Annotated in this window: 33 protein-coding genes and 1 pseudogene; 4 read left to right on the top strand and 30 right to left on the bottom strand. The window is 62.3% G+C overall.

The genetic code is table 11. From position 1 onward, the window contains the following. Nucleotides 1-28: 28 nt before the first annotated feature. From PV796_RS31160 to PV796_RS31080, 17 genes are all read right to left on the bottom strand, one after another. The gene (locus tag PV796_RS31160; protein ID WP_274916898.1) at nucleotides 29-610 is read right to left on the bottom strand and encodes a phage tail protein; all 582 of its coding nucleotides are present in this window, start codon (nucleotides 608-610) and stop codon (nucleotides 29-31) included. 14 nt (nucleotides 611-624) lie between these two features. Continuing rightward, complete coding sequence (locus tag PV796_RS31155) at nucleotides 625-2,220, bottom strand: phage tail sheath subtilisin-like domain-containing protein (RefSeq protein ID WP_274916895.1); 1,596 nt, start codon at nucleotides 2,218-2,220, stop codon at nucleotides 625-627. 10 nt (nucleotides 2,221-2,230) lie between these two features. Beyond that, on the bottom strand, nucleotides 2,231-2,842 hold the full coding sequence (locus PV796_RS31150) for a hypothetical protein (protein ID WP_274916894.1): 612 nt from the start codon (nucleotides 2,840-2,842) through the stop codon (nucleotides 2,231-2,233). A gap of 66 nt (nucleotides 2,843-2,908) precedes the next feature. Continuing rightward, complete coding sequence (locus PV796_RS31145) at nucleotides 2,909-3,448, bottom strand: hypothetical protein (RefSeq protein ID WP_274916893.1); 540 nt, start codon at nucleotides 3,446-3,448, stop codon at nucleotides 2,909-2,911. Beyond that, complete coding sequence (locus tag PV796_RS31140) at nucleotides 3,445-4,263, bottom strand: hypothetical protein (RefSeq protein ID WP_274916892.1); 819 nt, start codon at nucleotides 4,261-4,263, stop codon at nucleotides 3,445-3,447. Before PV796_RS31140 ends, PV796_RS31145 begins: the two co-directional genes overlap by 4 nt. Further along, entirely contained in the window at nucleotides 4,263-5,471 is a 1,209-nt protein-coding gene (locus PV796_RS31135; protein WP_274916891.1) for a hypothetical protein, read from the bottom strand. The genes PV796_RS31140 and PV796_RS31135 overlap by 1 nt, the downstream gene beginning before the upstream one ends. Continuing rightward, nucleotides 5,471-6,070 (bottom strand): phage tail fiber protein, encoded by a 600-nt coding sequence (locus PV796_RS31130; protein ID WP_274916890.1) that lies wholly within the window; start codon nucleotides 6,068-6,070, stop codon nucleotides 5,471-5,473. Before PV796_RS31130 ends, PV796_RS31135 begins: the two co-directional genes overlap by 1 nt. Beyond that, nucleotides 6,070-6,402 (bottom strand): hypothetical protein, encoded by a 333-nt coding sequence (locus PV796_RS31125; RefSeq protein WP_274916889.1) that lies wholly within the window; start codon nucleotides 6,400-6,402, stop codon nucleotides 6,070-6,072. Before PV796_RS31125 ends, PV796_RS31130 begins: the two co-directional genes overlap by 1 nt. Then, nucleotides 6,402-6,755, bottom strand: coding sequence for a hypothetical protein (locus PV796_RS31120; protein ID WP_274916888.1), 354 nt, complete (start codon nucleotides 6,753-6,755; stop codon nucleotides 6,402-6,404). Before PV796_RS31120 ends, PV796_RS31125 begins: the two co-directional genes overlap by 1 nt. Nucleotides 6,756-6,968: 213 nt before the next feature. Continuing rightward, entirely contained in the window at nucleotides 6,969-7,148 is a 180-nt protein-coding gene (locus PV796_RS31115; protein ID WP_274916887.1) for a hypothetical protein, read from the bottom strand. After that, entirely contained in the window at nucleotides 7,145-8,152 is a 1,008-nt protein-coding gene (gene galE / locus PV796_RS31110) for a UDP-glucose 4-epimerase GalE (RefSeq protein ID WP_274916886.1), read from the bottom strand. The genes PV796_RS31115 and galE overlap by 4 nt, the downstream gene beginning before the upstream one ends. Nucleotides 8,153-8,172: 20 nt before the next feature. Further along, on the bottom strand, nucleotides 8,173-9,030 hold the full coding sequence (locus PV796_RS31105; protein WP_274916885.1) for a formylglycine-generating enzyme family protein: 858 nt from the start codon (nucleotides 9,028-9,030) through the stop codon (nucleotides 8,173-8,175). Nucleotides 9,031-9,047: 17 nt separating this feature from the next. Further along, nucleotides 9,048-9,317 carry a MoaD/ThiS family protein gene (locus PV796_RS31100; RefSeq protein ID WP_274916884.1) on the bottom strand — a complete coding sequence of 90 codons (270 nt, stop codon included), beginning with the start codon at nucleotides 9,315-9,317 and terminating at the stop codon, nucleotides 9,048-9,050. 190 nt (nucleotides 9,318-9,507) lie between these two features. Next, the gene (locus PV796_RS31095; protein WP_274916883.1) at nucleotides 9,508-10,380 is read right to left on the bottom strand and encodes an STM4013/SEN3800 family hydrolase; all 873 of its coding nucleotides are present in this window, start codon (nucleotides 10,378-10,380) and stop codon (nucleotides 9,508-9,510) included. Between the two features lie 43 nt (nucleotides 10,381-10,423). Then, nucleotides 10,424-11,173: a nucleotidyltransferase family protein gene (locus tag PV796_RS31090; protein ID WP_274916882.1), complete on the bottom strand. Its 750-nt coding sequence runs from the start codon at nucleotides 11,171-11,173 to the stop codon at nucleotides 10,424-10,426. A 738-nt stretch (nucleotides 11,174-11,911) separates the two neighbouring features. Further along, nucleotides 11,912-12,277, bottom strand: a complete 366-nt coding sequence (locus PV796_RS31085; protein WP_274916881.1) for a hypothetical protein — start codon at nucleotides 12,275-12,277, stop codon at nucleotides 11,912-11,914. Beyond that, entirely contained in the window at nucleotides 12,274-12,714 is a 441-nt protein-coding gene (locus PV796_RS31080) for an ATP-binding protein (RefSeq protein ID WP_274916880.1), read from the bottom strand. The genes PV796_RS31085 and PV796_RS31080 overlap by 4 nt, the downstream gene beginning before the upstream one ends. A 209-nt stretch (nucleotides 12,715-12,923) precedes the next feature. On the opposite strand from PV796_RS31080, the gene PV796_RS31075 reads away from it, so the two are divergent. After that, nucleotides 12,924-13,814 (top strand): helix-turn-helix domain-containing protein, encoded by an 891-nt coding sequence (locus tag PV796_RS31075; RefSeq protein ID WP_274916879.1) that lies wholly within the window; start codon nucleotides 12,924-12,926, stop codon nucleotides 13,812-13,814. After that, a complete protein-coding gene (locus tag PV796_RS31070; RefSeq protein ID WP_274916878.1) occupies nucleotides 13,811-14,035 on the top strand; it encodes a DUF397 domain-containing protein in 225 nt (74 codons plus the stop codon). Before PV796_RS31075 ends, PV796_RS31070 begins: the two co-directional genes overlap by 4 nt. A 71-nt stretch (nucleotides 14,036-14,106) precedes the next feature. On the opposite strand, the gene PV796_RS31065 is transcribed toward PV796_RS31070, so the two are convergent. The 9 genes from PV796_RS31065 to PV796_RS31025 all read right to left on the bottom strand — a co-directional run bounded on the left by PV796_RS31065 (nucleotide 14,107) and on the right by PV796_RS31025 (nucleotide 23,445). Continuing rightward, nucleotides 14,107-15,327 (bottom strand): IS30 family transposase, encoded by a 1,221-nt coding sequence (locus tag PV796_RS31065; protein WP_274916877.1) that lies wholly within the window; start codon nucleotides 15,325-15,327, stop codon nucleotides 14,107-14,109. 76 nt (nucleotides 15,328-15,403) lie between these two features. Continuing rightward, entirely contained in the window at nucleotides 15,404-16,396 is a 993-nt protein-coding gene (locus PV796_RS31060; RefSeq protein ID WP_274916876.1) for a N4-gp56 family major capsid protein, read from the bottom strand. 187 nt (nucleotides 16,397-16,583) lie between these two features. After that, entirely contained in the window at nucleotides 16,584-17,363 is a 780-nt protein-coding gene (locus PV796_RS31055) for a hypothetical protein (RefSeq protein ID WP_274916875.1), read from the bottom strand. A gap of 15 nt (nucleotides 17,364-17,378) precedes the next feature. Beyond that, complete coding sequence (locus PV796_RS31050; RefSeq protein WP_274916874.1) at nucleotides 17,379-19,094, bottom strand: phage portal protein; 1,716 nt, start codon at nucleotides 19,092-19,094, stop codon at nucleotides 17,379-17,381. A gap of 123 nt (nucleotides 19,095-19,217) precedes the next feature. Beyond that, nucleotides 19,218-19,628: a hypothetical protein gene (locus tag PV796_RS31045; RefSeq protein ID WP_274916873.1), complete on the bottom strand. Its 411-nt coding sequence runs from the start codon at nucleotides 19,626-19,628 to the stop codon at nucleotides 19,218-19,220. Between the two features lie 65 nt (nucleotides 19,629-19,693). Continuing rightward, complete coding sequence (locus PV796_RS31040; RefSeq protein WP_274916871.1) at nucleotides 19,694-20,332, bottom strand: GNAT family N-acetyltransferase; 639 nt, start codon at nucleotides 20,330-20,332, stop codon at nucleotides 19,694-19,696. A gap of 24 nt (nucleotides 20,333-20,356) precedes the next feature. Further along, nucleotides 20,357-20,725, bottom strand: a complete 369-nt coding sequence (locus tag PV796_RS31035) for a hypothetical protein (protein WP_274916869.1) — start codon at nucleotides 20,723-20,725, stop codon at nucleotides 20,357-20,359. A gap of 113 nt (nucleotides 20,726-20,838) precedes the next feature. Continuing rightward, entirely contained in the window at nucleotides 20,839-21,399 is a 561-nt protein-coding gene (locus PV796_RS31030; RefSeq protein ID WP_274916868.1) for a hypothetical protein, read from the bottom strand. A 495-nt stretch (nucleotides 21,400-21,894) separates the two neighbouring features. Then, nucleotides 21,895-23,445, bottom strand: a complete 1,551-nt coding sequence (locus tag PV796_RS31025) for a phage terminase large subunit family protein (protein WP_274916866.1) — start codon at nucleotides 23,443-23,445, stop codon at nucleotides 21,895-21,897. A 157-nt stretch (nucleotides 23,446-23,602) separates the two neighbouring features. Between PV796_RS31025 and PV796_RS31020 the strand changes: the two genes are divergently transcribed. Both PV796_RS31020 and PV796_RS31015 read left to right on the top strand, forming a co-directional pair. Beyond that, nucleotides 23,603-24,241: a hypothetical protein gene (locus PV796_RS31020; protein ID WP_274916865.1), complete on the top strand. Its 639-nt coding sequence runs from the start codon at nucleotides 23,603-23,605 to the stop codon at nucleotides 24,239-24,241. Between the two features lie 10 nt (nucleotides 24,242-24,251). After that, on the top strand, nucleotides 24,252-24,602 hold the full coding sequence (locus PV796_RS31015) for a hypothetical protein (protein ID WP_274916864.1): 351 nt from the start codon (nucleotides 24,252-24,254) through the stop codon (nucleotides 24,600-24,602). A 289-nt stretch (nucleotides 24,603-24,891) separates the two neighbouring features. On the opposite strand, the gene PV796_RS31010 is transcribed toward PV796_RS31015, so the two are convergent. From PV796_RS31010 to PV796_RS30995, 4 genes and pseudogenes are all read right to left on the bottom strand, one after another. Further along, nucleotides 24,892-25,131, bottom strand: a complete 240-nt coding sequence (locus tag PV796_RS31010; RefSeq protein ID WP_274916863.1) for a hypothetical protein — start codon at nucleotides 25,129-25,131, stop codon at nucleotides 24,892-24,894. Between the two features lie 34 nt (nucleotides 25,132-25,165). After that, a complete protein-coding gene (locus PV796_RS31005) occupies nucleotides 25,166-25,591 on the bottom strand; it encodes a KTSC domain-containing protein (RefSeq protein ID WP_274916862.1) in 426 nt (141 codons plus the stop codon). A gap of 145 nt (nucleotides 25,592-25,736) precedes the next feature. Further along, entirely contained in the window at nucleotides 25,737-25,919 is a 183-nt protein-coding gene (locus tag PV796_RS31000; protein ID WP_274916861.1) for a hypothetical protein, read from the bottom strand. A gap of 9 nt (nucleotides 25,920-25,928) precedes the next feature. Continuing rightward, nucleotides 25,929-26,318 (bottom strand): annotated as a pseudogene (locus tag PV796_RS30995) (MazG nucleotide pyrophosphohydrolase domain-containing protein); the annotation flags it as partial. Nucleotides 26,319-26,612 lie beyond the last annotated feature (294 nt).

The raw sequence follows: 26,612 nt of genomic DNA, 5'->3' as shown, positions 1-26,612 counted from the left end.
TCTCCTGAATGTAGCTTGGGTTGGGGCGTCAGAGGGAGATCCCGGTGGGCCCTGCCTTGGGAGCCACCTTGACGTCGAATCCCTCGTGCGCGAAGGTCATTTGGTGGACGGCGTACATGTTCTGTCCGGCATCTAGGTCGCCAAAAGAAATGGCCGTGGGCCACGCGTTGTAGACACGCCAGATTGCCTTGACCGCTGCAGTGGATGTAGTGACCGGGTGATCGATGAGCATAATGTCGATCGTCGCTCGGAAATCGGTCTTTGTGTCGTAGGTCTCGCCTACTCCCTGCATGACCGAGAACATCTGATACATCCAGTTGAGCAGTTGCTGATCGCCTGGGCAAAACCCCTTGGATAGGGTGATCGGGCTGAAGTCCGACTGCCCCGGGAGCTTTTGCGTCGTCACATTGTTGCCACCAGTTCGGTAGGCAATCACGTCAGTCGTCATGCTGAGGCCACTTACCGCCATGAACCCCAGCTTGGGATAGGCGTTCTGGAGAGATTGAGGCCCGCTAATTTGCACGTGGAACTTAAACGATCGTAGAGGGTCCGTCGAGATGGAAGCCAACGACGACTTTTGGGCGACGGTGGTCCTGGTTTTTCCTGCCATGATGCGCTCCCGCCTTAGAGAGAATCTGTCGAGGTCGATCCGCCCTCGAACTGGCCGATGTGGACTCCGATGAACTCGGCGGGGCGTGCCAAGGCGAGTCCGATATCGATGTGCACTTCGCCATTGGACACCGTGGTTGAGGTGTTGTTGGTAGCGTCGCAGATCACGCGGAATGCCTGATCGGGTGTCGATCCCTTGAGCATCTGGGTTTGCGTCATCTCGGTGAGCCGCTGTGTGACGATGGCGGACAACGATGCCCATAGGTCAGGTGTGTTCGGCTGGAAGATGGCGAACTGGGTTGATTCGACGAGGACCTTGCGTACGTGAACGAGGAATCGCCGCACCGCGATGTACCGGTCCGGGTATCCAGCCCGCACGGTCCGTCCGCCCATGATGCAAAATCCTGCGTTTGGCACCTGGCGGATGACGTTGATACCTGCCTGGTTGAGGGCATCAAGTTGCGCGTCAGTGAAGCGGTACTGTGCGGAGTAGACCGCTTTGAGGGATGCCTCGGGCCCGGCCGGGGTCCTGTGCGGGCCGTATTGGACGTCGAGGTCTGCGAATTTGCCCATCACCGCGCCGCCAGGCGGCAGGAGCCGTGTTGCGCCGATGGCTGCAACTGCCGGGTCGGCCGTACTGATCCAGGGGCCGTAGATCGCGACGTAGGAAGAGGAACGCAGCGGGGCCGGAGTTGTTCCTCGGTTGCTCAAAGGGGAGAGCGAGAGGTACTTGTCGACGGCCTGGTCCACGCTGGCGCCGCTGTCGAGATGCGGCGCATCGACAACGAGGAAGGCATAGCCGTAGCTCTCGCACCAATCGATGATCGGGTTGAGCGTGCTGGCGTCGGATACTCCCGGGAGGTTGATGTTCAGCGCCTGGCCGGTCTCTTCCAGCTGCATGGTGGCGGCGACGAGGTCTGGCGCTGTGGCTCCGTCATCGCCGCCGGTCAGCGAGGCGTCCTGTACGGGAGCAGGGGTGAAGTCGGCCTGCCACACGGGCTGGTTGAGGTACTCGACGGTGAGGACCTTGGAGCCAGTGGTCGGCGCGTTGACGATGGCGACGATGTTTCGCGAGTCGGCAGGGTCCGTGGTGATGTCGTTGAAACGCTCGACGACGTTTGCGGTGGAATCACCGCCGACCTTGATCCAGAGGTTGAAGCGTCCCGGACCGGTGTTGGAGTCGGTGATGCTCGCCGAGATGGCGTTGCCATAGCTGCCTGCCGCCTTGGCGGTGATCCGGAGGGTGTCTGCCGGGCTGCCCGTTGCCTTCTGCTTGGGTGTGTCGCCGTCGGCGCTGGCGGGGGCCTGACGGTCCTTCAGTGTCAGCTGGGCCGTCTTTGCGTCCTTGGCTACTCCGCGCACGATGTAGGCGGCGCGGCCTCCGTTGCTGAAGTACTGGTGGACAGCGAATGGCAGGAGATGGGTGCCGGTGCCGAAGCCACCGAAGACCGTGACGAAGTCAGCCCAACTGCGCACCAGAGTTGGGGTACTCGGCCCGTAGGTGTGCTCGCCGACGAAGCACGAAACAAAGTCCCCTGCGGGGGCGTCGTTGACGAGGATGGGCGTGAGAGTCTCGTCGACGAAAATCCCGGGGCGCCGATAGTTGGCCATGCGGTCTCCTTTAGGACGGCCAAGCGGGTTGAGTGTCATGGAAGGTCTGGACGACCTTCTCAACGGAGTGCGCCTTCTTGACCTCACCGAGCACTTCGCTGGTGACTCGGACGAGATAGACGGCCTGGAAGAGGCGTTTGCGGTGTTCGTCCCAGCCGGCGGGGAACTCGGGACCGCCGATGAGGTCGAGGCTGCGGACCGTGCCGTCCTCGGGGACCTCTAGGAAACCAAATCTGGCCGGTAGGTATTCGAAGGCCGACAGCAGGGCCGCGAGTTCCGCGATGTGCTGCTGTTTTCTGGCCAGTACGGTGACTTGGTAGTCGATGAGATATGGGATCGGGTCGCGCGTGAAGTACGGAGATGCCGAAGGATCAGCCATGTCAGGCCAGGGTTCATAGCCTTCGGGTGCGTACTTGAGCTGAACATCTCCTCGCCATTCCCTACTGGGGTCCCGGGATGCGCGTGTCCGTTCAATGATGATCAGCGGGAAGGCTTGGTCGGCCAGTTCGTTTTCGGGCAGTGAGAAGCGCACACCGACGGGCAGTCCCGCATCCCCGTCTTTGACGGACAGGCCATGGAGTTTGCGCCTGATGGCGGCATCTTCATTTCTCAGCCACGGCATGATTTGACCTCTGCTCAATGATCGCTGGCAGATCAAGAGTCACACCGGCTGAATGTAGGTAGTTAACTACCTGGGCTCATTCAGGAGTCGCCTGTGGAATTCACGGTAGGTAGCGAATAGAGGGTCGGCGCTCAGTTCGTCTTGCTTGATCTCCGAGCACGTCATCGCGACGACGGTGTCCCGGCGACGCAGCCGACCGAGTACCTGCATCTCCTCGATCCTGTACAGCCGTCCCTCATAGCCGATCCAGTCGCGCAGGTACTTGTAGTGGTAGAGCACTGGGTCGGTGATACCGACGCGCTCCAGCTGGCGCAGCGACGCGGTGATCTGAAGAGGGACGACCTGGTAGAGGCCCTGCTCGGTGCGATCGGCCGGGCCCTGGTCGCGGTAGGCGTTCAGGACAGGCACGGTGATCGGTCCCCAGTAGGAGCGGCCGTCGCCACTGCCTTCGTCGTAGACGTCATCGAGCTGCGAGGCGCCAGGGTTGTACCGGTACCAGGCCAGGACATCGCCGGTCCGCGTAGCCCACGCGCGCAGGCCCCGGTCGATGGCGGCTGATGCCTGTGCTCGTGACCAGAGCCCTCGCTTGCGGTCGGCGCGGCTCATCCGGTCAGGCCCGGAAGGATCGGTGACGGGATTCCGGACGGGTCTTCGGCATGGCGGTCGATCTGCGGAAGCTGCCGGGTCGGGTACGCCGCATCGTCGAACTCGCGGGGGGTAAAGATGGGGATGAAGCGGTTGGTGGTTGGGGAGACGCGGCGCAAGGTGGAGACTTCGATCCGGTACATGCCGACGTTGAGCTGCTCGCACAGCTCCTTGTAACGGTTGGTGAGCGCCGTGATCTGGTCCATGGTCTGCTCGTAGACTTGGCCACGGCTGATGTGCGTGCCCTCTGCTGTCTGGACGTCGGGTTCGGGTGCGGTGGAGGTGGCGATCTGCCACAACGCGTTGACAGCAGCGAGGGTGGCCAGTGGCAGTTCCTCGATTTCCGGCAGGTTGTCCAGCGTCAACGGCTCGTCTGCGTAGCGGATGAATCCTTCCTTCGAGCGGTACCGAGTGGTGATTACACGATTGCCGCAGTGCCAGAGCTGAGCGTCTCGGATGTGCTGTGTCAGGTCCTCGTCCGTGAACATGCCTTGAGCCCGGCCTTCGACGATGACCGTTGTACCGAGCGGAAGTGCTCCTGTGCTGCCAAGGAAGATGATGCGGCCTTGGCGCTGGTCGAGGGCGTAGTCCTGCTCGGCCTTGAGATCAAGGATGGTGCTACCGGAGATCTGAGAGACGCGGTCGACGGTCACATTGGCTTCGGACAGGTCGAATTCGTCGAGGTCGCCTGTTCCGGTGAGGACGTCGCGGTATGGCGTGCCGTAGTCGTCGACCTGCGCACGGACACGGCCGATGATTTTGACGAGGTCTGCCATCAGGTGGCCTCCAGTTGCAACGTCCCTTCCGGCAGGACGAGGTCTTCGAACTGTCGGGCCCGGACGGGGGTGTTGAGGGGCCAGACGGCGACGACATGGCCCGTGGCGGAGTTTGAGGTGAGGGCAACGTGGGTGGCGGGGGTCCTGGAGCCGTCGACATCGGAGAAGGTCCCGAAGACCACGCGCTGGGGATTGCTCAGGCTGTGTCCGGACGAGGTGCCGGCCAGGGCAACCGTTTGTGCCGTGTATCCGGGGGCGAGAAGCTCGGCAGCGAGGATGTCGTCCATCGTGGGTTCTACGCCCGGGTTATCGGCAAGTAGCCGTACCCATAGGTCTGGTGTGAAGTCGAAGTCCTGCGGGCTGTGGGAACGATCGGCCAACAGCGCGGTGATGGACTGGCTGTTCGCGCTGAGGGTTGCGCTGAGCCAGTGCAGAACGTCGTCGTGCACCGCGTACAGCAATGCGTCGACCCCAGACTGACTCAAGTGCGCGCTCATGTGCCGCATCAGCGGCGTAAGCGCGCCGGCGCCCCCAGCAACACTCAACGTCGCCTGGAGCAACGCCTGGTAGGCAGAGCGAACGACAGGCCCGGCGCCACCGATGCGCAAAGTGAGGCCGCCTTTAGGGATGACTAAAGTGCCTCCCTGGGAGGCAACCACGGCAGTGTCGAGTTCGGCGTACGCGATAGGGATGGTGTCTCCGCGTAGCGGATCAGGGAGCACCGCAAGGTGCGCGATGACGCCTCCGGAGCCGGAGGCGCCAGTGAAGGGTCCGAAGACCAATGTGTTGCTGTTGGTGATCGTGACCGATCCATCAGCGGCGGCCTGAACACCATCGGCGAAGTCGACACACTGGGGCGTGCAACCTTCCGCGATGACCTCATGCTCACGGGCTAATGCCTCTCCAGTAGCCCACACATCACGAGGCGAGCCGTTGAGCAGCATGACCCAGCAGGTGTTGCTGCGCGAGTCGGTCAGGAATGCATCCAATCCGTCAGGCGCCAGCGCGAAGCGGTCGTGGAGCTGAGCCAGTACCTGGCTGCTAAGGCTCGACAGCCAGGCGCTGCCGTCACCACCCGCCGACGCCAGCAAGCCCGCGGTGGCAGTTTCGTACCACTGCCGGACACGGCTGCCTTGTACATCGCCCTTGGGATGGAGCAATGCCTGCATCCAGAGGTCTCGTATACCAGGGGTGATCATCTGCGCCATCAGGCGACTCCGAGTTGCGCCGAGCCTGTCTTGACTGCGACGGTTTCGCCGCTATGCACCTGGAAGGGGACCGCCAACTCCCATACGGCCAACACCCGGGAAGTAGCGGCGTCGGACGACTCCAGGACAGCTGCCACGTGGGTCACGGTCCCCGCTCCATCGCCTCCGGTAAGGACCAGCGGGCCGAACAGGATCTCGCTGTTAACGTACAAGAGACGGCCCTGGTCGTCTCTGCTCTCCTTGAGTTGGAGGTTCTGCCGCTGATAGCCGGCGGCGGTGATCTCCCGCGCGTCGATGGCGTCCGGCGTCGCTCCCGACCCTGGATCGGACGAGAGCAGGGCAAGGCGCCGGCGCCTGGGACACTCCTTCACCTGCTCGATGTCCTTACGAAATCCCGCCTCTCCCCCGGCACTTACGACGGTGGCCACCGCAGCCAGGAAGTCGGATGGCAGCAACCGGTACATCAACTGGCGGTCGCCCTTCGCCTCACCCCACAGGCTCTGAAGGTATGCGGCGACGAGGGCGTTGTCCGGTTCGGGTGCGGCCACCAGGAGCCGGGTGATGTCAGCGGCTACCTGCTTCGGGATCAACGCGCTCATCAGTCGGCGTCCTGGTGCTGGCCATCTGACGGCCGGCCGGCCGTCGCGGTGCTGTCGTCGACCAGGTCGAAGGTCTGGCGAAACACCGATTCGGCGCACGCGATACGCCGCTCCAGCAGCTCTCCCGGCTGCATCCGGCCGTCGAAAAAGAGGAACCCGACATATGCCTGGTCCCGGATCGGGTTCCTCATCGCCCCCTGTGGGACGATCTCCTCGACCTGTACCTGATCACCGGGTTCCAGCTTGCCGAAACCGATGCCCATGCCTTCTGGCGCCCGCAGCTTGTAGTGACGGCCGATCCCAATGGGCGAAGTGTTCTCGGGGGAAGACACTAGGCCCCCCACACGTACTTCTTCTCAGCAAGGTGCTTGTAAACGTGTGCAGGTACGCGGTACTTGCGCCCGGCTTCGAAATCAAATGTCTGCCGATAGCCGATGGTGACGTCCTTGATATCCTCCACGACCATCATCTCACGCACGGGGTCTCCCACTTCGACCGGCTGCGTTTCCACAACGGCCTCCGGCTGCGTCAGGTCCACGACCTGACTGCGCACCTCTTCGGCGAGCTGAGCCTCTGCCAACTCCCGCTTGGCAGCCTCCTTCTCGGCCATTTCGCGGTTCTCCACGATCTCGGCATTGACCATCGCCGAGTGATCTCGGGGCGAAACCTTCTTCCTGGGCGGCATCGTGCACTCCTCGCGTAAATATTGAAGATCCCTGCGGAAAAAATCTTCGCAGGGATCTCTAAGAGGAGTTAGCCGAGCTGCGTCATCGGATGCGCTTATTCCGTGACGGCGCGGGGTCAAGCCTGGGCGCCTTGTTCGGCGAGTACTTGTACTTCGCTGTGCTCGCCGAACAAGGCTACTTGTTGCGTTTGCTTCTTACCCCAGTAATCGGGGTCAGTTGGCGTGAGACAGGAGCATCATTGCAGCGCCCCACAGCCCAAACAGGATCAGGCAGGCGACGAGGACACGTTTGTCGCGCTGCTGGTTCTCGCGTACTTTCAGGGCCTCCTGGTGCGCTTTGGTGTCGCACTCAGGGAATCCGGTGATTCCGTGCTCTAAGTCGTCTTTGCTCATGCGACCTGGCCAAGGATGTCAGCGCGTTTGGCGTGCCAAGCTAGCGAGTCCTGCACGGCCTGCTCGACAGTCAGCATCGGCCGCCAACCCAGGAGCTTGGCGGCCTTGTTGCTCCCGCTGTATGCCCCAGCCTGGTCTCCGGGGCGACGCGGCACTTCGGCGTGCGTGAGGGGCTGTCCAGTCACCTTCTCGAAGATTCGGACGAGATCCTTGACCGTGGTCCCCTTGCCGCTGCCGAGGATGATGACGCTGCTGTTTGCGGCCTCGGTCTCAAGGACAGAGTCGAATTGCCGCAATGCCGCGATGTGTGCCTGGGCGATGTCCCAGACGTGGACGTAGTCACGGATGCCGGAACCGTCCTTCGTCGGGAAGTCCGTGCCGGTCACGGTGAAAGTGCTGTTGCTGTGGTGGCACTCGATCATCGCGCCGAGGGCGTGCGTCGGCTTGAGGACCTGTAGACCGGTGCGGAGTCGCGGGTCGGCGCCAATCGGATTGAAATAGCGGAGCGAGACGCTGCGCAGCTGGCCCGCAGCGCTCACATCGGCGATGACCTTCTCCAGCATCGCCTTCGTCTGCGCGTACGGACTTCCAGGGGCGAGCGGCGAGTCCTCATCGACGGTAAGGCGCTCACCGTCGGCCTGGAAGATCGCGGCTGAGGAGGAGAACAGGAGCCTCTGGCAGTCGTTGCGGGCCAGGTGCTCGAAGAACAGAATGCCCTTCGCCACATTCTCGCGGTAGTAACGCAACGGGTCGGTCATCGACTCAGGCACCACGATCAACGACGCGCAGTGGATCACGCCGTAGATGTCGGGGTGGTCGCTGAAGACCTTGTCGACCAGGCCGGCGTCGGCGACGTCGCCCTCATAGAAGGCACGGTCCTTGGTGAACTCACGGCGTCCGGTGGAGAGGTTGTCGAGGATGACGGGGGTGATTCCGACATCAAGACAAGCGGAGGCGATGGTGCTGCCGATGAATCCGGCGCCACCGGTGATCAAAATTTTCACGGTATTCCTCTCTTGTGTGGTCAGGCGTCCGCCGCGCAGCGGAAGCCAATCGCAAACGTCGTGTACTGCTCGTCGGCAGCCATGCGTTCGCGAGTCCTGGTTTGGAACCTGTAGTTCATCCAGCCCCCTCCTCTCAGAGCGCGATAACCAGCGCGCTGCACCCGCTCATAGAAGGGGCCGTAGGAACGGTGTGCGTCGTACGGCTGATAGCGGCTCTCCGTCCACTCCATGACCTGGCCGGCGAGATCTGCCACTCCATATGCCGAGTTGCTTGTAGGAAGCGAGCCAACCGGTGTGGTGCCAGGGAGTTCCGTGCTTGAGCGGCACCGCGACCACCACGTCGTCCAGCTCTGCATGTCCGTGATTGGCCCCTCGTTGGTGCGCTCAGCGGTGTTCGCAGCCGTGGGCCTCCAGTCGTTTCCCCAGGGCCAGATCGTTCCGTCTGGCCCTGTTGCTGCGTACTCCCATTCCGCCTCGGTCGGCAAGCGCAGCCCTGCCCACTGTGCGTAGGTACGGGCGTCCTGCCACGTGACCTGCACTACTGGGTGGTCGGGTCGGTCTCGAACGGCACAGAGTCCAGCGATACCTGCCGGAGACCGCCAATCCGCGCCGGGCACCTCTTCCCAAAACCTCTCCCCGTAGACGAGGCCGACGCCTCGCTCCTCTGCGACGGTGCGGTAACCAGTCGCCTGGGTAAACGCCTGGAACTGGCGATTGGTCACCGGGTGTCGGTCGATGCGGAACGCGCCTACAGCTACGGCGTGTTGTGGTGCCTCATCCTCGAACCAGCCCCTGGGGTAGTGCTGGGACGCCGCGATATCGTCGAGTTCAGGCTCGCTGGAGCCCATGGCGAACACCCCGGCAGGGATCTCGATCAAGTCGTGGTTTAACACAGTCACCCACCCGCTACTGCGTTGAGCAGCATCACGGTGTCGCTTGCATCCAGCGTGGTGTCCAGACCGTTGAGGTGGCGGATGTTGTCGTCACCCACGTACACGTTGATCCAGCTGGCCAGCCTGTCGCCGATGAAGATTCTCCGGCGCAAGTCCGGGTAGATTTCTACGAGTTGGTTCAGTACGTCTCGGATGGTGGAGCCGGCGAGGTCTACCTCCGACCTGCCGGCGGTCAACGTAGTGAACGCTGCGGGAACGATCAGAGTCGCCATAATCTCTGGATTCCTTCTACTTGGGTTGAAGTCGGAAGGTGACCCCGGCACGGTGCGGTTGCCATCCCACGCAGGGAGAATGAGTTGGAGCGCAGGCGCCTGGCCGCGCCGTGCGGGGGCTTCGGAGCCGCCCCCGAGCCTGAGCCCCATGACGGGCATCTGGCCCAGGCATCTGGCTCGGCGGCGGAACTTAGGGATGCGCCCGCGAGGGCGTCGACGGCGTCGTAAGGCCAGAAGCTTTGGCTTCCTTCGGCGCAAGAGTGGCAGCAGGCATGACTACTTCCGCGTACGGAACTGTCCAGACGCTTGGGTGTGCGATGCCGTGGCCGTAGTAGCCGTCTTCTCCGAATGCATCACCGTGGTCGGCGCACAGCAGTACCAGCCACGGGCCAAGGCTTCGCGCGGCGTCGAACAACCGGCCAAGCTGAGTGTCGGCGTAGGCGAGTGCGGCACATTGGCTCTCCCACGAGTCCACCGATTCACCCGGTAGATAGACATGGTGGGGTATGTGGGTGGCCGCGATGTTGACGAACAGGAAGAGCCGCTTGCCCACCTTCTGCTCATCGAACACCCTGAGCGCACGGTTGACTTGGTGTCGCGTGGACTCAGGGCAGTCCGTTCCGGTCTCTGGGCTCCAATGGCTTTCTTGGAAGAGGCTCGGCAGGACACAGCCGAGCTTCGTCTGATTGGAGAAGAAGCCGACTCCGCCTATGCACACGGTGCGGTACCCGAGTCCGGATAGTCCCGTGACGATGTCTGGAGCGTCGAAGGTGTACGTGCGCTGCTGGATGGTGGTTCCCCGCACCGCGTAGCAGGCGAGCAGCCGCCCCGGGCGGGCGGGTCCGGAGACGACTGGGAGGAAGCCCGAGAAGAACGCCATGTGCGCGGGGAGCGTGAAGCTGCCCATCGTGCGACGTTCTTCCCATAGCCCCTCGGGTAATACCCTCTCCAGGTTTGGTGTGCGGCCAGCGTGGACCATTGCCCGCGCCACGTCGTAGCGCAGCGAGTCGAACGTAATGAAGAGAACGTTATGGCTGCCTATGACCTCGTTCGCGTTGATCACGGCGGCGCCCCCTTTGACTCATCGGGCCCGTACTGGCCCTGGTTCAGATCAGGTTGGGGTTGGTCGTGTGGAACTCGCGGGGCAGGACGCTCCCGCTTGTCCGGATTTCCTTGGACGCCTCCAGGACGTCCTTCACGGTGTCCACTCCGCGCCAATAGCCAGACAGTCGGTAGCCGATCAGGCGACCGTCCACGGCGAGCTGCGGAAAGGTGCTGTCTTCGTGGTCGCCCTTGTCTGGAAGGAGAGCGACCACGTCAGGGTTGAAGACGTAGATTCCAGCGTTGATCCAGTAGGGCAGCTGGGGGGACTGGGCGAAGCCCTGGATGTGGTTGCCCTCAAGCTCGGCAACTCCCCAGTTGGAGCGGTACGGGGAGAGAGCGACAGTGACGGCTCCGCCTTGCTCGTTGTGGTACTGCGCGAAGTCGCGAAGTGAAAACGTAGTGATCACGTCCCCGTTGAGGACGAAGAACGGGGCCTGGGAGTCGCGCAACCGGTGGGCGGCGTACTTGAGTCCGCCGCCTCGACCCAGCGGCTCGTCCTCGATGGTGTACTTGATCTCTACGCCGAAGCGGGAGCCGTCTCCTGCGTAGTCCGTGATCATCTCGTGCTTGTAGCCGCCGCTGATGATGACGGACTTGACGCCGTGGCGTGCCAGCCACGCGAGTTGGTAGCCCACGATGGGGGCCCCGGCCACCGGGACCATGGCCTTGGGGGCGTCATCGGTGTAGGGCCGCATACGGGTCGCCTGGCCGCCAGCCAGGATCAGCGCCTGGGTTACCTGAGATGTTGGCATGTCGTGCATTCCTCCGTCGTCGGGCGCCTCCAGTGGCGCCTGTCGGGCGGCATCATGTCAGTGTGTGTTCGTCCGATCACGGACGTCGCTGCGGCACGGAGTTCCGGGACCCGCCCGAGTGCCGCTGTCCTTCTGCCGCAGTCGGGCGGGAACTTGACGGGCGGCGTCTCTTAGCGCAGACGCGGCATGGGCGGAACCCCGGGGCCGCGAACGACTGCCGCAGCAGACCTGTCTCGTCGGGGCTCGCCCCACTCATCGAAGCGAGCAGCGAGCCAGTCGGCATTGACCTGGTACTCACGAGCCAGCAAAGCCATGGAATCGCCGAGCCGGTAGCGTGCGATCACTGTGCCCTTTGCTTCGAGTACGGCATTTCGCGACGCCTGAACCTCTTCTCTAGAACGCACGGAATACTCAACTCCTCTTAGAAATAGATGATTTCAACGCAGATAGCCACTAGCGGCCACGATTGGGATCGCGACGCTCAGCGCAATCACGATGAAAACGAACACGATCCAGAAGATGCGACCGAGAAACCTTTTCACCACCTGAACGGCTCTCCTTTGCCATCGGCGCACCAGGGGCACGCGACCCGGCCCTTGAAGTCACACTCCTTGCATCCACCGAATCCACAGCATTCGGAGCACCAGGTTGTGAGGTGTCCGTAGCAACCCGAGCAGTAAGTCACCAGTGCAGGACTGAGCTTGGGCCGCCTCTTAGGGTGATCGGCCACGTCACACATCACCGCGCCACATCCAGCAAGAGGCACGGCGAGTGAACCGGGATGCAGCGCACCTGGCTCACACGACCAACGACCCAGAAATCCTTGGTCTTGACAGTCGTCTCGTAGGGCCGACAGGTCTTTCCGTCGAGCCACCGCGCGCGGCTGGCGAGATCCCTCCGCAAACTCCGCAGTATGGCGCGCTTCGAAGCGTCCGACAGCGGAACGACCAGGTCACTCATGATGACGTCCAACCACGCAAGGGCTTCACGTGCCGAGACGAGAATCTGCTGTTGTACCGCCGAGCAACTGCTCTTGTTTGAACGGCTGGTGACTGTCACCCGGTACTGCACCCTCACCAGGTCAGCTACGAGCGTCGTGGTCACGCCGTGCACCTCACCCGGCTCGCCACTACCGTTCCGGCGGCAGGTGGGTGGCAGACCAGCGTGACCTCGACGTCCTTGCCGTCAGCCGTCGGCACGACACGGAGTTCAGACGCAAGGCTCGCCACCAGCGCCATGCCTCGCCCGGACTCGGTCATCCAGTCCGGGCACTGGATGACCGGCAGTTCGTGCGACCGGTCGCTGACCGTGATGCGCAGCAGCCCAGACGACATCTGAAGGAACAGCACCGCTCGCCCACCGGCATGCCGGTACGCGTTCGTCAGAAGCTCAGTAGCGATCTTCAAGCTGTCGTCGACCAGCTCTACGAGGCCCCATGACGCCAACCGATCAGCGAGGTCATGGCGGACACCGTGGAGCTTCTTCGGTTCCACGACGAGCGCCAGGCGGAACTCACCTTGCCGGTCCTGCATACGAGACATGAACGGACGCCCTCCTTGGCCAACTGGCCCATCGCACCCGGACGTTCTGGCACGAAGTGGCCTTCATCAGCCCCCGTGAGTCCCTCCATGTTGCTCGCGAGCAATATTTCTCGCAAGCTATCTCACTGAAAAGAGTGCTCGTGAGCAAGATTGGCATATGCCAAGAACGTTGAGCCCGGTACGCTGCGTGGTCGAGGGAGGTAGACGGCATGACTGACGCTCAACCGAACGTCCATCGACGCCGACTGGGGCTGGCGCTGAGGGCGCTACGCAAAGCTGTACCTCGCCCGGACAAGGAGGACGGCGTCCTCAATCTCGCCGACGCGGCCGCATTGATCGGGTTGCCGGGCCAGTCGGCGCTATCCAAGATCGAGAATGGCAAGCAACGCGTCCCTCTCAGCACCCTCCAGAGCTACTTCGAGGCGTACGGGGTCGAAGATCCGGCGATCAAGCAAGAGTTGCGAACGCTGGCCACCCTTGCGTCGTCGGGGAAGCGCTCAAATCTACTGAACCAATACCGTGGATCAATCCGCGATCCCTTCGCCGAGTACTTGCATCTGGAGGAGTTGGCGCACAAGAGCGAGACGTACACGCTGATCATCCCTGGCTTGCTCCAACACAGGGCGTACGCCGAGGTCATCGTCCGGCGCAGCCGCCAGTGGCAGACGAATCGCGAGATCCAAAATTTCGTCAATCTGCGCATAGAGCGGCAGCGTGCGCTGACCAGGTCGAAGCCGCTCCAGCTTTGGTGCATCCTCGACGAGGCTGCCCTTCATCGGAACGTTGGAGGGAGAAAGGTGATGAAGGCACAACTTCAGCACCTGGTGGACCTATCAGACGAACACCCCAACGTCACCATCCAGGTCTTGCCGTTCGAGGCTGGGGCTCACGCTGGGATCGATGGCGCCTTCGCCCTCCTGCAATTCCCCGCAGGACCACCTGTTGTAGTGGTAGAGCCGATGACAACCGCCCTCTATCTGGAGGACGATAGCGACATCGGTCGCTACGAGACTTGTCTTGACCACATGAAGTCTGAAGCCCTTAACTCAGAAGCCAGTCGTCAGTTCATCACCGATACGATCAAGGAACGTTATACATGAACAAGCAGGTCGACCTCGCTAACGCCGCGTGGGTGAAGAGCGAGTACAGCAACGGCGGGGCCAACTGCCTTGAGGTCGCCTTCGTCGACGGAGTCGTGGCAATCCGTGACTCGAACGACGCTGATGACCCCAACATCAAGCCGACCATCGTCTCGGAGCAGGACTACCGTCTCTTCACTCGGAGCATCCACGAGGGGCAGAAGAACCTGCTGCTCCCCTGAGCCTCCCAAGCGAAAGCCCCTCCTGTTGTTGGGTGAATTCGAGGGGTCGTTGCAACACTGTGGTCGGTTGATCAGGCCGCGAGCAGTTTAGACAGGTGCTCGGCTGGGGTTTCCCAGCCGAGCGTCTTGCGTGGGCGGCTGTTGAGTTCGGCGGCGACGGCGTCGAGGTCCTCGCGGCTGTGGACGGACAGGTCGGTGCCTTTGGGGAAGTACTGCCGGAGCAGGCCGTTCGTGTTCTCGTTGGAGCCGCGCTGCCAGGGGCTGGCGGGGTCGCAGAAGTAGACCGGGACGTCCGTGGCGATGGTGAACGCCCGGTGGGCGGCCATCTCCGATCCCTGGTCCCAGGTCAGCGAGCGTCGCAGATACGCCGGAAGTGTCCTGACTGTCTCGACCAGGGCGTCCCTGGTTTTCGGCGCGGTGTGGTCGATGGGGAGGTGGACCAGCATCACGTAGCGCGTGGTGCGTTCGACGAGCGTGCCGATCGCGGATTTGTTTTCCGTGCCGACGATGAGGTCGCCCTCCCAGTGGCCGGGGACGGCCCGGTCTGCGGCCTCGGCCGGGCGCTCGCTGATCATCACCATGTCCCTGACCGCGCGGGGCTGGCGCTTGCTGGACTGGCGGTGCGGTCGGCGTCGGGCGCGTCCGGTCCGCAGAGCCTTGGTGAGTTCGCGGCGGAGTTCGCCCCGGCCCTGGACGTAGAGGGCCTGGTAGACCGTCTCGTGCGTCACGTGCATCTCCGGCCGGTTGGGGAACTGTCTGCGCAGAGCCTGACAGATCTGCTCGGGGCTCCACCGCCGGGTCAGATGCTCCTGGATGAAGTCCCGCAGTTCGGGGTTCTGGCCGATCTTTGCGGGCTTGGGCCGGGGCCGGCGGGCATCGGCGCGGGCCTGGGCCGCATGCGGCCGGTAGTGCCACTGGCTGCGCGTCCCGATGGTGCGGTTGCGGCGGATCTCCCGGCTGACGGTGGAGGGGCTGCGGCCCAGTTCGGCCGCGATGGCCCGGATGGTGGCCTTCTCCCGCAGCCGGTCGGCGATGTGGATGCGCTCGTCCTCGCGCAGGTACCGCGACGCAGCGGACCGCGGCGTCCGCGGAGCAAGCGCGGGCGCCACGGTCCGGTTGGGACTCATCCTGCCGTTCCGCCATTCACGGCCGGTTCTCAGGTTGATCCCGACGACCTGGCAGGCTTCCTTGTTCGAGTACCCCAGCTGCATGAGGCGGAAGTATTCCTCCCGCTCCCGACGCAGCTTCTTGGGCCCCTGAGCCTTCCGCACCTTGCGGATTTCGAAGTCCATCGCATCCCCTGAGCTGGGGTGTTGCGACGACCACTAGAACTCAAGGTTGCACAGGAGGGGCTTTCGCTTGGGAGGCTCAGTTGGTCTCGACAGTCACGATGCTCTGGTCGGTGATGACTCCCATGCCAAGGATGCTGTACCAGCCGAGACGGTGCTCGCGGCCCATGTCGATCACGCCACCGTCCCGCAGTTCCACCGGAAGGCTGATGGCGTGAGCGAAGGCATTGTCGCCGATCATGCTGCTCTGGTAGACCGTCTTGCCCTCAGAGTTCTGAACCTGCTTTACCTGGGTGGTCTCGACGAAAATGACGTCATCGATCCGCCCAATCTCACCGATTGAGAAATTTCCCGGCTGCGCATAAGAGGTCGCGTTGATCCAGGCCGGGTCTTCTCGCAGCCAGCGGGACTGGTGTGGGTGGACGAACATTACGTATGTGTCGCCCAGGCGTGGGATGTTCTTGCTGGCGAGAGTCTCGACCCCGTCCTTGACCGTGCTGGCGGTCAGGTAGTGGCTGGTCAGCCCGTCACGCCCCGCAGCAGCGTCTCCCTTGTCGAACGGCGAAAGGCGGGTACGCGTCCCCTTCGATCCACTGAGGTCGAACTTGTCCCGGCCATAAAGCACCGACGTAGCGCCCAAAAGCACGTCGCGTGCCATGCCATCGAGGTACATCGCCATGTTCCGGCCGAGCAGCCGGCTGGCAGACGCCATGACGTCATCAAAGCTCGCGTTGAGGAGCAGCTCGGAGACTGCCACTGCGGCGCCGTGCTCATGGACGGTCACAGAGAACTGACTGGCAGTCAGCGTCTGCGTCTCCATGTGGATACCCTCGGTGAGCTGCTTGGCCTCCTTCAAGTTGTCGTACCTCATGAACTGGATGGTGAGTCCCGGAGAGACGCCCAACTCGGTCTTCTTTACTGCGAATTGTTCGTACCTAAGGATCGGCATCGACTGGAAAAGGATCTCCTTCGACCAGATTTGCTGGATCGCCGGAGTGAGCTGAGAGTTGGAGCCGGTGTAGCTCGTAGGATTGGGCGCAAGGAAGCCCGTACCAGTAATCGCAGATGCCATATCGTGATCCTTCTGTGTTGGCGATATGAACCGGTCTCGCGCTGTTACTGGCACCCCTTCCTCTCGGAGTCACCAGGGCGCACTAAAGCCGTTCGTCATCAGTGTCATTCACCGGCATTTCAATGTGTTAAGGCAACAAGAAGTCCCCACCGAGCTCGGTGGGGACTTCTTCCGGAAGTTTCATCGACTAACCGAACAGGCCCTGACCGCTGGCCCTTACGGACCCAGGCCAACTGGCCTGGGTCCGACGCTTCACGTACTCGGACATCGGCATGTTCCGAATCTGATCTGGTGTCAACTCCACTGTCTCGCCGACCGTTGCGCCAGGGCCGAGGCCGTAGCCCGTCGGCGCGGTCCCGCGCATGGCCGCCCGAGCCTGGGTCTGCGCCTGCTGCACGCTGGTCGCAATCTGGGCGCTCTTCTCCTTCATCGCCGCGATCGAGGCATCGATGGCCGGCTTGTCATCACCACTCACGAGGTCGATCAGCTCAGGCGCGATGTCGTTCTGCGCGGCAGCGAGGGCCTCCGCCTTGTACTGCTGAACCTCCTGCCAGGCCCTCTCCTTTGCGAAGAGTTCGGCGTCCCGCTGGCGCTCTTCCTCCATGGCCGCCAGACGCGCTTCGAACTCCTGCCGCTGCTCCTCGACCAGGGCCTTCGTCGACAGCTCTGCCTTGCGCTTGGCCTCGGCTTCCTCTTCCGCCTGGCGCGCGGCCTCGGCCTTCGCCTGTTCCTCGGCGTCGCGGGCGGCACGCTGAGCGGCCAGCTCCTCCTGGAGCTTGTGGAGGGTCTCCTCCTGAGCGGCGAGGCGCCCGTACAGCTTCTCCTTCTCCTGAGCGCGCACCCGGTTGAGATCCTCATCGGTGTACGTCCGGGGCTGCGTATTCAGGTCAGCCTCAGCAGGGTTCGGGGGCGAAGTCGTCTCGGGAGACTCAGTTTCATTCGCGGGGGTAAGGGTGTTCGGGTTCATAAGGAATTCCTCGGCTTAGGCGGCAGTATCGGTCTCGTTGTACGTCTGCTGGCGCTGCGGGAGTTTGGTTCCGTGCGCCATGGTCACGACTGTGTCCATGATCTTCTTGGAGTCCATGCCGAAGTTCAGGCTGATGCCGGACTCGGCAGGTTTGGCGCTCTGCCCCGAAACCTTAGAGTCCGTGTTGCTCTGTGTGTTATTGGGTGTGGTTCCGTCTGGTGAGCCGTAGATGCCAGTAGCGATGGCGGCCTTGATGAATTCCAATGCCCCCTGCTCCAGGACGTCGCCCTTCTGCTCCTCGGTGATCTCGGCGAGCTTCTCGTCCGGGAACTCCTCCCCCAGCTCGTACAGAGCACTGCGCTTGCTTTCCAACCCGAGCGCCATCTTCAACTGGATCTCGTTGAGCTTCACCAGGTTGTCGACAGGCAGTGGTGTCGGCCAGACGATGTCGACCTTGTAGACCTCGGGGTCCTTCGGATCGAGTTCGAGGGGCTGTCCGTCCTTCTTGATTCCGCCGGTCTCGGGGTTGTAGTTGAGCGTCTCGGGCTCGTGAGTGAAGAGGGTCAGCAGGATCAGCTCGTTGAGCCTCTTGAAGCCCAGCGTGTACTGCATCTGCTTGAGGGAAGCGCGCTGCACCAGCGGCTGGAACTGGATGGCCAGGGCCACTCCGGATGTGTTGCTCACGGGCTGCATGGCGCCAAGTGCTGTTGCCGGGACACCAACCAGCTCGTGCATGGATTGCTTGAGAACGTCCAGGTACTCCAGTGGCCCCTTGAGGTCAACGCCCGATTCGAGGTTGAAAACCGAGGCGTCTTTCGGAAGGCCACCCCACAGTTTCCGCGCGCCCTTCTCCAAGTTGGTGGCCTTGGCGCCGGTGATAACGGTGGTGGGAGCGGCATGGTAATTGACGATGTCGGCGATGTCGTTGGTGACGTTGTTGTACTCCCGGTTGAGCGGGATGATGTCATCGATGTCGCTCTTGCCCCAGGGGCTGCCGCTGATCGCGATGTTCTTGATGTGGGCGATGGGGATGATGCCCAGCGGGTTCGGTCGTTCGTCCACCAGGTCGTCGTTGATGAACTCCCGGATGCGGTCGTCGGTTAGCTCCTCGACGTAGGTGTAAGTGGTGCGTGTTCCCTCGGTGGTGGTTCCGAAGAACTTGTACTTGATCTTGCAGCGGATCATCCGCTCCCGGTCGTGGGGATGCCATTCGGGGAACACGTGGGCGCTCGAAAGCGGCAGGATGCGGACGCGGCCGGGATGCTCGCGACCGGCGGCGTCGGTTCGTGCCTCCTCGTAGGCGACTTTCACGAAGCTGTCCCCTGTGACTCCACCGTTCTCACCGATCTCGTAGAGAAGGGACCGCTTGTCGTTGTCCTCTTCCCAAGCACGTCGGAGGAGGGCGGGCACGATGTGCTCGTACCGCTTCTTCACCTCGAAGTGAATGCCCCGTCCGAAGGTGAAGTGGTTGACGTAACGGGCCAGGGCCCCGACGTAGTTGATGGTGTTCTGGGTCTCCCCCGCCTCCCGTCGGTAGGAGTGGTGAAAGCCCAAGTAGAAGGCCCAGTTAGTGGAGTAGCGTGACAGTCGTTGACCATGTATTTCAAACTCAACCGAAGGGTCTCTCCTCGTCAGACAACTCAACCAACCCCAAAGGGGAGATGGATATGGCAAGGTCTGACGAGGCAGCGCGCATACTCGGCGGGTAGAACGCGAAGGACATCCGGGCATCACCTCCCATACAGGTACGTGCAGGAGGCGACCCTCGGAGCACGACTTCAACTTACGCAGAAAATCCTCCCAGCGAGTCTGGAAAGACCGGTAGCCGGGAGGATGTTCTGGTGTCGTGCCTGTTTACTTGTTGGAGTCGGAAATCCGCGCGTAGTTGGGACGGTTCTGGTGACCGCCATCGCGAACAGCCGCCTGGTACTTCAGCTCCGCGCCCGAGCCAGCGCCGTCGACGAAGGACCCAAGAAACTGGGGTCCCTCCGGCCATGCAGCGGAGCCGACATGTGCCCGCTCCTGGAGCGTCTCAGCAGCGGGCTTAATCCAGACACGCTTGTTGTGATTAGGTCGACCGGGTGCGGTCTCATAACCGGAGAGCACGCCAACTCCGAAATCGCGCGGAACATCTGTATCCGTGGCGAGGCCCTCTTCGAAACGCAGACGACCCTTCCGGGAGGCGTTGGTGGTGGTCTTGTTGGTGTACTCAGGCTGTCCCCTCTCAGGGACGCCCGGAACCGGCGCGAGTGGGCTGGAAGGCATATCAGTACCTCATTCATGGAGAGAGTGCACTCTTCTCCATGCTGCGGGCGGCTCCAGCCCGAGTGTTATCCGCGCTTCTGCTCGACGAAGAGGCAGGTCTCCTGGCCAACCTGAGCGCGGGTCAGTCGGCAGCCAGGCTGGATGGCCTTGGCGGCCAGGAGGTATCCGTCGCCCGTGTCGACGAGACTGAGAGGGCCTCGGCTGCTGGTGAGGATGATCGGCTCGCTCGGTGCGGCGATCGTGTAGCCCCGGCGCCTGTACCAGACCAGGATCTTGCGGTCCCGAAGGTCGACGTTCGCAAACAGGAGGTGAGCGCCTCGGTCCCTCTCGGCCGTCTCCACTGCTGAGATGAGTGCACCGCCGACCCCTTGCTCGCGCTGTTCCTCCCGGACGGCGAGGAGCTCGACCTTGGTGAAGTAGCGGGCGAGTAGGGGTTGGACGGCGGCGGGATGCGCCTCGATCCAGGAAACGGGTGGGGCTGTGTAGACCATCCCCACTACACCCTTGTCGTCTGCGGCGACGCGGCAGGTGCCTGTGCCGTGTGGCACCTCGACGTACCCGCCATGAGCGTCGATCTGCGCCGGCAGCCCCTTCCCCGGGTCGGGATCAGTACATCCCAGGGCGACGGCGGCGAGATCGCCGACGCTGGCGCCGTCACCGGCGGCGGCCGTACGGATGGACCAGGAGGTGGTGATCGGGCTCATGGTCCTGAGCCTACGCGGTGGCCGTCACCTGTTCATCCAGTTGTAGGTGTGGCTATTCAGCCGGGGGACGGGGATCTGTTGGTAGGGCTCGTCAGCCTCCAGGGCGTGGAGTTGCTGGACGGTGTCCCCAACGCCGGAGGGGACGCGGATTGTGAACGTGCGCCCACTCGGCATCACCTCCCAGACCGAGTAATAGATCGGCGTGGCCAGGGTCGGGCCGTTGGAGGCGGGCAGGGTCATCGTGAGCTTGCCGTCCCAGATGGGGACACGTGCTGTCTGTGGCAGAACGACCAATCCCTCCTTGGTGTCCACAAGAGGGGCGTTGGCGCGTACGAGGAGGCTGGCTCGGTAGGTGTCGGCCGTCCCCCACAGGAACCGAGCCTGGATCGTCACCTGCTCGATGTGCTTGGGGAACAGCGGCGGCTCCTCGGCGCCATCGCAGCAGGGCGGCCGGATCGGGTGCTGAGATGTCCAGCCAGGTATCCACCATGGATCGCATCGACATGTCACTGGACGACCGCGCGGACCGCCAAGGGCGCCGGCCGTCGACCGTCCGCTCCCACGGCCGTGACGCCGAAGAGGTACGACGGGGAGCGCGCGATGCTGCCCTTGAACGTCCAGGTATAGGAGGTGAGTTGGCCGTCGACCTCAACGAAGCGGTAGTGCTGCGGCCCCTCGATCTCGCCCTCGCGCATGTCGATGCGATACAGAGCCGGCGCGCCAGCCTCGGGTGTCTTCCAGGCGAAGGTGAACTGGGGGACGTTGTCGTCCAATGTGTACGCCGCCGTCAGCGCAGTGGGGCTCGTTGGCTTCCCGATGCGGGGCTGTTGGATGGTGTACCCCTCGGTGAGGAACGGGTCGTCCGAGGGAGTCGTCGGGTAGAACTGCGAAGGCTTCAGCCCGAGTAGGGCATCCTTCAGCTCCTCAGCCAGGCTGGTTTTGTCGTGTTCAAGCTGGGAGTTGCGTGCCGCCAGTTCGGCATTCTGCTTCTTGAGTCCCCCCACTTCCTTGTTGACTTCCGCGATCTGCCTCTTGAGATCTTCGATGGGGTCGGGCGGTGTCGACATAGGGCCTCCTGATACCAGCACGGTCAGCATCAATTATCCGGAAACATAAGGGGACTAGGTATCACATAACGGATGCAAGATGATCATGTCTGCTAAGATCACCACTTATCCTCTACCGCCTCGAATCACATAAGGACTGAACGTGAAGAAGTTAATAGCCCCTATCTCGATTGCCGCGGGTTCCCTGATCACTGGACTCGCCATTGGACTTACCGTCACGTCAGCCAGCGCCAAGGAGCCTGGCAAGGCTCCGTACATGGAGTGCTTCTTGACTGGCGAGGGAAAACCAACTCTGCCTACCTCACCTCCTCCGACCATTTCGCCCACACATGGCGGGACTCCTGGTCCCACCCATCCCATCGAAGGCACACCAGAAGGCACCACCGCAGGTGGGGCTAGTAATGGCAGCTAAGCTGATTCCTGTCGCCACTACTACGCCCAAAACACGCTGAACTTAATGAGCTAACCCTGGGCATCTCCGAAAGCAGCCTAGGGTTAGCTCGCATAAAAGGGGTTGGAGCTGCTTTGAACCTCGGGCATAGATAGCTCTGCTGACGCCCAGGTGGACAGAGCCAGGGAATCCACATAGTCGTCATGTGCGCCCACTTCGTCAGGCGCTGCCACGATAACGTTCGGACCCTCGAAGCGGAGTTCCGCATCCTCCATCTGCTGCTGGAAGCGCCGCCACACCTTGAGCCTGCGAGCCTTCGAATGACCGGGCCAGCCGATCTTTCCCTGCCGCATGAGCTCCATCAAATGCTTCCAACGCTGAGACTGAGCACCCCGGTCCGACTTACACTCGACGAGTTCGACGTCAGGCATGAGTACCTTCAGACGACTTGCCACGACGTCACCAACGCCACCAATATCGACAGCTATGGCCCATATCTTGTAGGCAGACAAGAAATCAACGATCCGATAGTACTGCTCTTCCCATTCCAATCCACCCAAGTCGAGCCAGTTCAGCACCCGGTGCTCATAGGTTCCATACTCGTCAGGATGATCCCAGTCCACCCAAGTAACCGTGACGATCGTCGAGTCCTGTTTGCGAGCCGGGTCAATGCCCACCAGGACAGGCGACAAGTTGTACGCCTTCAAGGTCTGCATCGAGTTGTCACACAGTCGCTCAAATTTCTCTGAGGTCGTGAGCATTCCCTTGTCGAGCATCCAGATGAGCCGGTAACTCAGCTTGAACTCATCGGAATCCTCGCCAATTTTGAGTTTCTCGGCTTCGACATAGACCCCGTAGTCAGGATGCGCTCGGGCGACGTCACGCCACGTAGCTTCGAAATGATTCTGGCGTACACTGCGCTTGGTCTGGGCTCGCTTGTTCTGCTGGATTACCTTGTAAAAGACACCCTTGTGATAGGTCGGCGTGCCCGTGAGAATCATCGTTCCTCGGGTGCTCGCCAGCATCGGGCTGATCGACTTGTTAACCACCCGCTCATCGGCGACCTGGGCCTCATCCACTAGGACTACGTGGTAGGTCCGGCCCTCGATCTGCGCCCTCGGATGGCACGTTTGTTTACGCACCAACGAGCCACACTTAACGAGCTTCAGTTCCTGAGTACGAGCCGATACCTTGTCATCGATCTCCGGGTCCTGGAGAAGCTCCTGAGCGCGTTCAGAGGTGAGCCGAGACGCAAAACGGCCGAATAGGTTGGACGCCATATCCTCAACCGGCGCAAACGCCCCCACCCACACACCCTCACGAAATCTCCCCATAAGGTTGGGGAAGATAGGGGCGAGTCGGGGAAACATGATCATCGCGGCACTGATCGTATTGACCAACACCTCCGTCTTTCCACTCTGACGAGCCCAGCATGCCGTGAGAGTTTTGGCGTCGCCGATGATGAGCGATTCCAAGATGCGCCGCGCCATGGGTATCTGATAAGGGCGCAGCGGGTGCCCCGACAGTTCATCGACGACTAGAAGCATCTTGTCGAGGACCTGGTCTACAGTTTTCTGACTGAACTCCTCTTGGACATCCTTGGCGATGACATCATCCGCTGTCTCCCCTGACTGTTGCTCGATGACTTCGGGCATCGATTTCCCCCTCAAACCTCTAGGAATGGTTCGAGGCTAAAATTCGTGCCGAACAACCTGTTACCCGCCAATTCCCGTACCAGTACGCCCAGGTGTGGGCGAAACGATCACTGGTCAGTAGGGTGGGAGTCCACGTCGTCAGGGTGGGGAGGATGCTGTGGACGTCTTCAGCGCAGCCGGGTGGGGATCAGCTGGAGTCCAATGGGGCGCAGGACTGGTCGATGAGTGGCGCGACCGCCAGGAGCACGGCGACGCCTGGGTGGAACGCAAGGTCGCCAGATGCCGCGGCTACGCCAACCAATGCACCTTCTACTCAAGAGTGCACCGCACCCTCACCGTGACCTCGGGAGTGGGCTTAGCCGGCGGCTTCGTGGCTCTGTTCATCACGATGCTCGCCAAGCCGTCCGGCGACTACGACGAGCACTACAACTGGATCGAGCCCGACCTGACGGTGCACAACGTCCTCGTCGCCGTCCTCTACACCGTCACGCTGGTATCGCTCCCCCTCTACCTCGCCACAGCAATACGGACGTTCACGAGGCTCATGCGAGCCTGGAACAGGGTCGAGCTGACCAGCCAACTACCGAAGTCGCACTCCGGCTTGGAGTACGCCACGCGCACCATGTCCCAGCCGGTCTACTGGATGTTCACCACGATGGGTCGCGCCGTGCTGTCAGCGCTGCCGGCCCCCCAGTGGCATACAAGGCTGTACCGTGAGGCGATCTACTGCTGCCTGTACCGAGGCATCGACACTGGCGACCTGCCGGGTACGCCGTGGCGCCGTCCTCATCGGTGAGGGGTTCCTCGTGTCGCTGATCAACCTGATCCGTTTCTACGGCGTCGCAGTCGAATCAGGACTGCTGGACGAGCAGATCGCTGTCGAGCATCTTGCACGCGACAGCAAGGGCCAGCTCACGCCCAGCGCAGCTGCCTCATGGCTTGATGACTGGCGAGCGAAAGTTGACCATCTGGAGCGCCGTCTCTGGGACATTGACGACATGCTCCATGCTCTCCAGCATGGCAAGCCAATCCCAGAGCATCTTCTGCACCGCGCGGATGCCCGTGTCCGGGCCGACTCACTCAACTTGGTCCGGCGCCCTCGGAAGCGTCAACTCGACAGCGACGGGCCAAAGTTTCGAAGGCGCCAACAAGAATGACCAGCGCCTCAGTTCCCTCCTCTAGGGCATCGGGAGTCGCGTTCTCCCGCAGCTGACGCATGGTCGCGCCGAGCTGGGTCTGGGCATTGTCGGCGATGGTGAGCACCTGGCCCCTGTCTGCCGTCTCCAACCGCCGGAGAACGGTGCTCCGGTGACGATGGGCAGGGAGCAGGTCCTTGAGGCGCTTCGTTACTCGCATTCGTGCATCAACCCCAGCATCTCCAGCAGTTCCATCTCCTCGTCGACGTCGGCGGCCTGGCGGGCAACGAGGTCTCGCACCACGTCGTGCTCAGCCATCCGCATACCTCAAGTCCAGCCGGTCCTGCCGGAAGACGGCAGCCATCGCCGCATCTTCGTTCGGCAGCGCTGCTTCCCACCTGCCGAAGGCGATGGCATGGTGTCCGCCGACGCGGACGACGAGGGTGTTCTCACAGCGCCGGTACGGCGAGGACATCTCTTGGGTCCACGTCCGGAAGACAAGCCGCTGGCCCTGGTTGACTCGGGTCCTGCGTACAAAGAAGTTCCTCATGCCTCAGAACGTATGTAGGGGCATGAGGAACGTGTTAGGCGATTCGCCGGTACGGATAGTTGTTGATGGTCGAATTGATGTACCGACCCTCAGACCGGGCCTTGCGGACATGGCGCCATACGTTCTCGGGAACTCGGTAGTACTCATACACCGCGCCGCCCCTTGTCCCACGCCCGTCTTCACCGTTACGGAACATCACGCGAAGAGTGTGCGTCCCGTAGTCGTATCCAGCAGCGACAGTTCGAGGACGGTTCCGGTTGATGGTGTGGTCCGGATAGGTGTTAAACGTGACAAGCGCGTCCAAGTCACCACTGTCGAAGGCTTCCAGGCGCTCCCGCGCCTTAGGACTGGCGTTCTTGCGGGCTTGATACTGGAGACGGTCGAGCTGCCGCTTCGAGTATTTCCCGGACTTGAGATGTGGCTGCGGAGTGGGGCGCGGCTTGGGGTATTTCTTGGCCATGGAGCTGCTCCTGCTGGTCGACTTCATCAATCGTCTGTCAGCGGTGCAGTCGGTCGTTAGCTTGCATCTGAGAGGCGGAGACCTTCCCAACTTCTGCAATGCGAAGGTCCCCGCCCTCCACGGGCGGGGACCTGTGTTGTCAGTTCTATTCGCTGTCTATCAGGTAGATCGGCCACTGAGGTTTACCGTTTATCCAGACCCGCTCGCCAATTCTCACGCCGTAGCGGGGTGTCTGCTTGAGCCGGGTCAAGTTCCGGGCGTAGGCGTGCAGATAGTCGCTGGCATCCTGATGGCTAAGAAAGGTGTCGAGCCGCTCCACAACCGTCATCTCAATCCCTCACGCAGCCATCTTCCCGGACATCACCCCAGCGACGTCCGCCTCCTGGTAGTTGGGGCCCTTCAGTACCTTGCCGTCGTGCCGTCGCACCGGTCGGCCACTGAGCCCCAGCTTGGACATGTTGCTGCGGTGCACCTCCTGGAAGACGTCCTCCAGGGGGATGCCGAGGATTTCAGCAGTGCCATAGGTGACGTACAGAATGTCGGCCAACTCCTTTGCCAACGCCACCCGGGCACTCTGTCCATACTGACCGCGCGCCAGCCTGCGCCCCAGGCGCGTCAACTCAACAGCGGCCTCCTTGCACTCCTCCTCGATGAGGCGCCGGCGCAGCGCGAGCAGGTTCTCCTTGTCGTCCGTGGAGCCTTCACGCTCGACGCCGAAACGATCGTGGAACTCCCTGACTGTTTTTGCCGGGGCATATGAGAGCCGGGGTTCCGGTGAGAAGCGGAGCCAGTGTTAGGCCGTCCGCGGTGGGGATGGACTCGGCAGAGGGGCCGTAGTCTTCGGCGGGATTGAGAGCCACCTATCGGGTGATGCCCGGTGTGGTGCGGAGTGTCCCGGATCGCGGCAGAGACCGCGCGGATAGCTTGGCGGTCCGGGTCCTCCGGATTACGTCCCTGACAGACGTGGTCTGTGGGGCCCGGTTCTGTTTGTCCGAACGGTTGCTGAGTTCGAGGCGTTAGG

Origin of the sequence: Streptomyces sp. WZ-12, assembly GCF_028898845.1 — a bacterium.
Taxonomy (GTDB): Bacteria; Actinomycetota; Actinomycetes; order Streptomycetales; family Streptomycetaceae; genus Streptomyces.
Note: the sequence above shows the minus strand (reverse complement) of the source record. Positions and strands in the feature narration are given on the sequence as shown.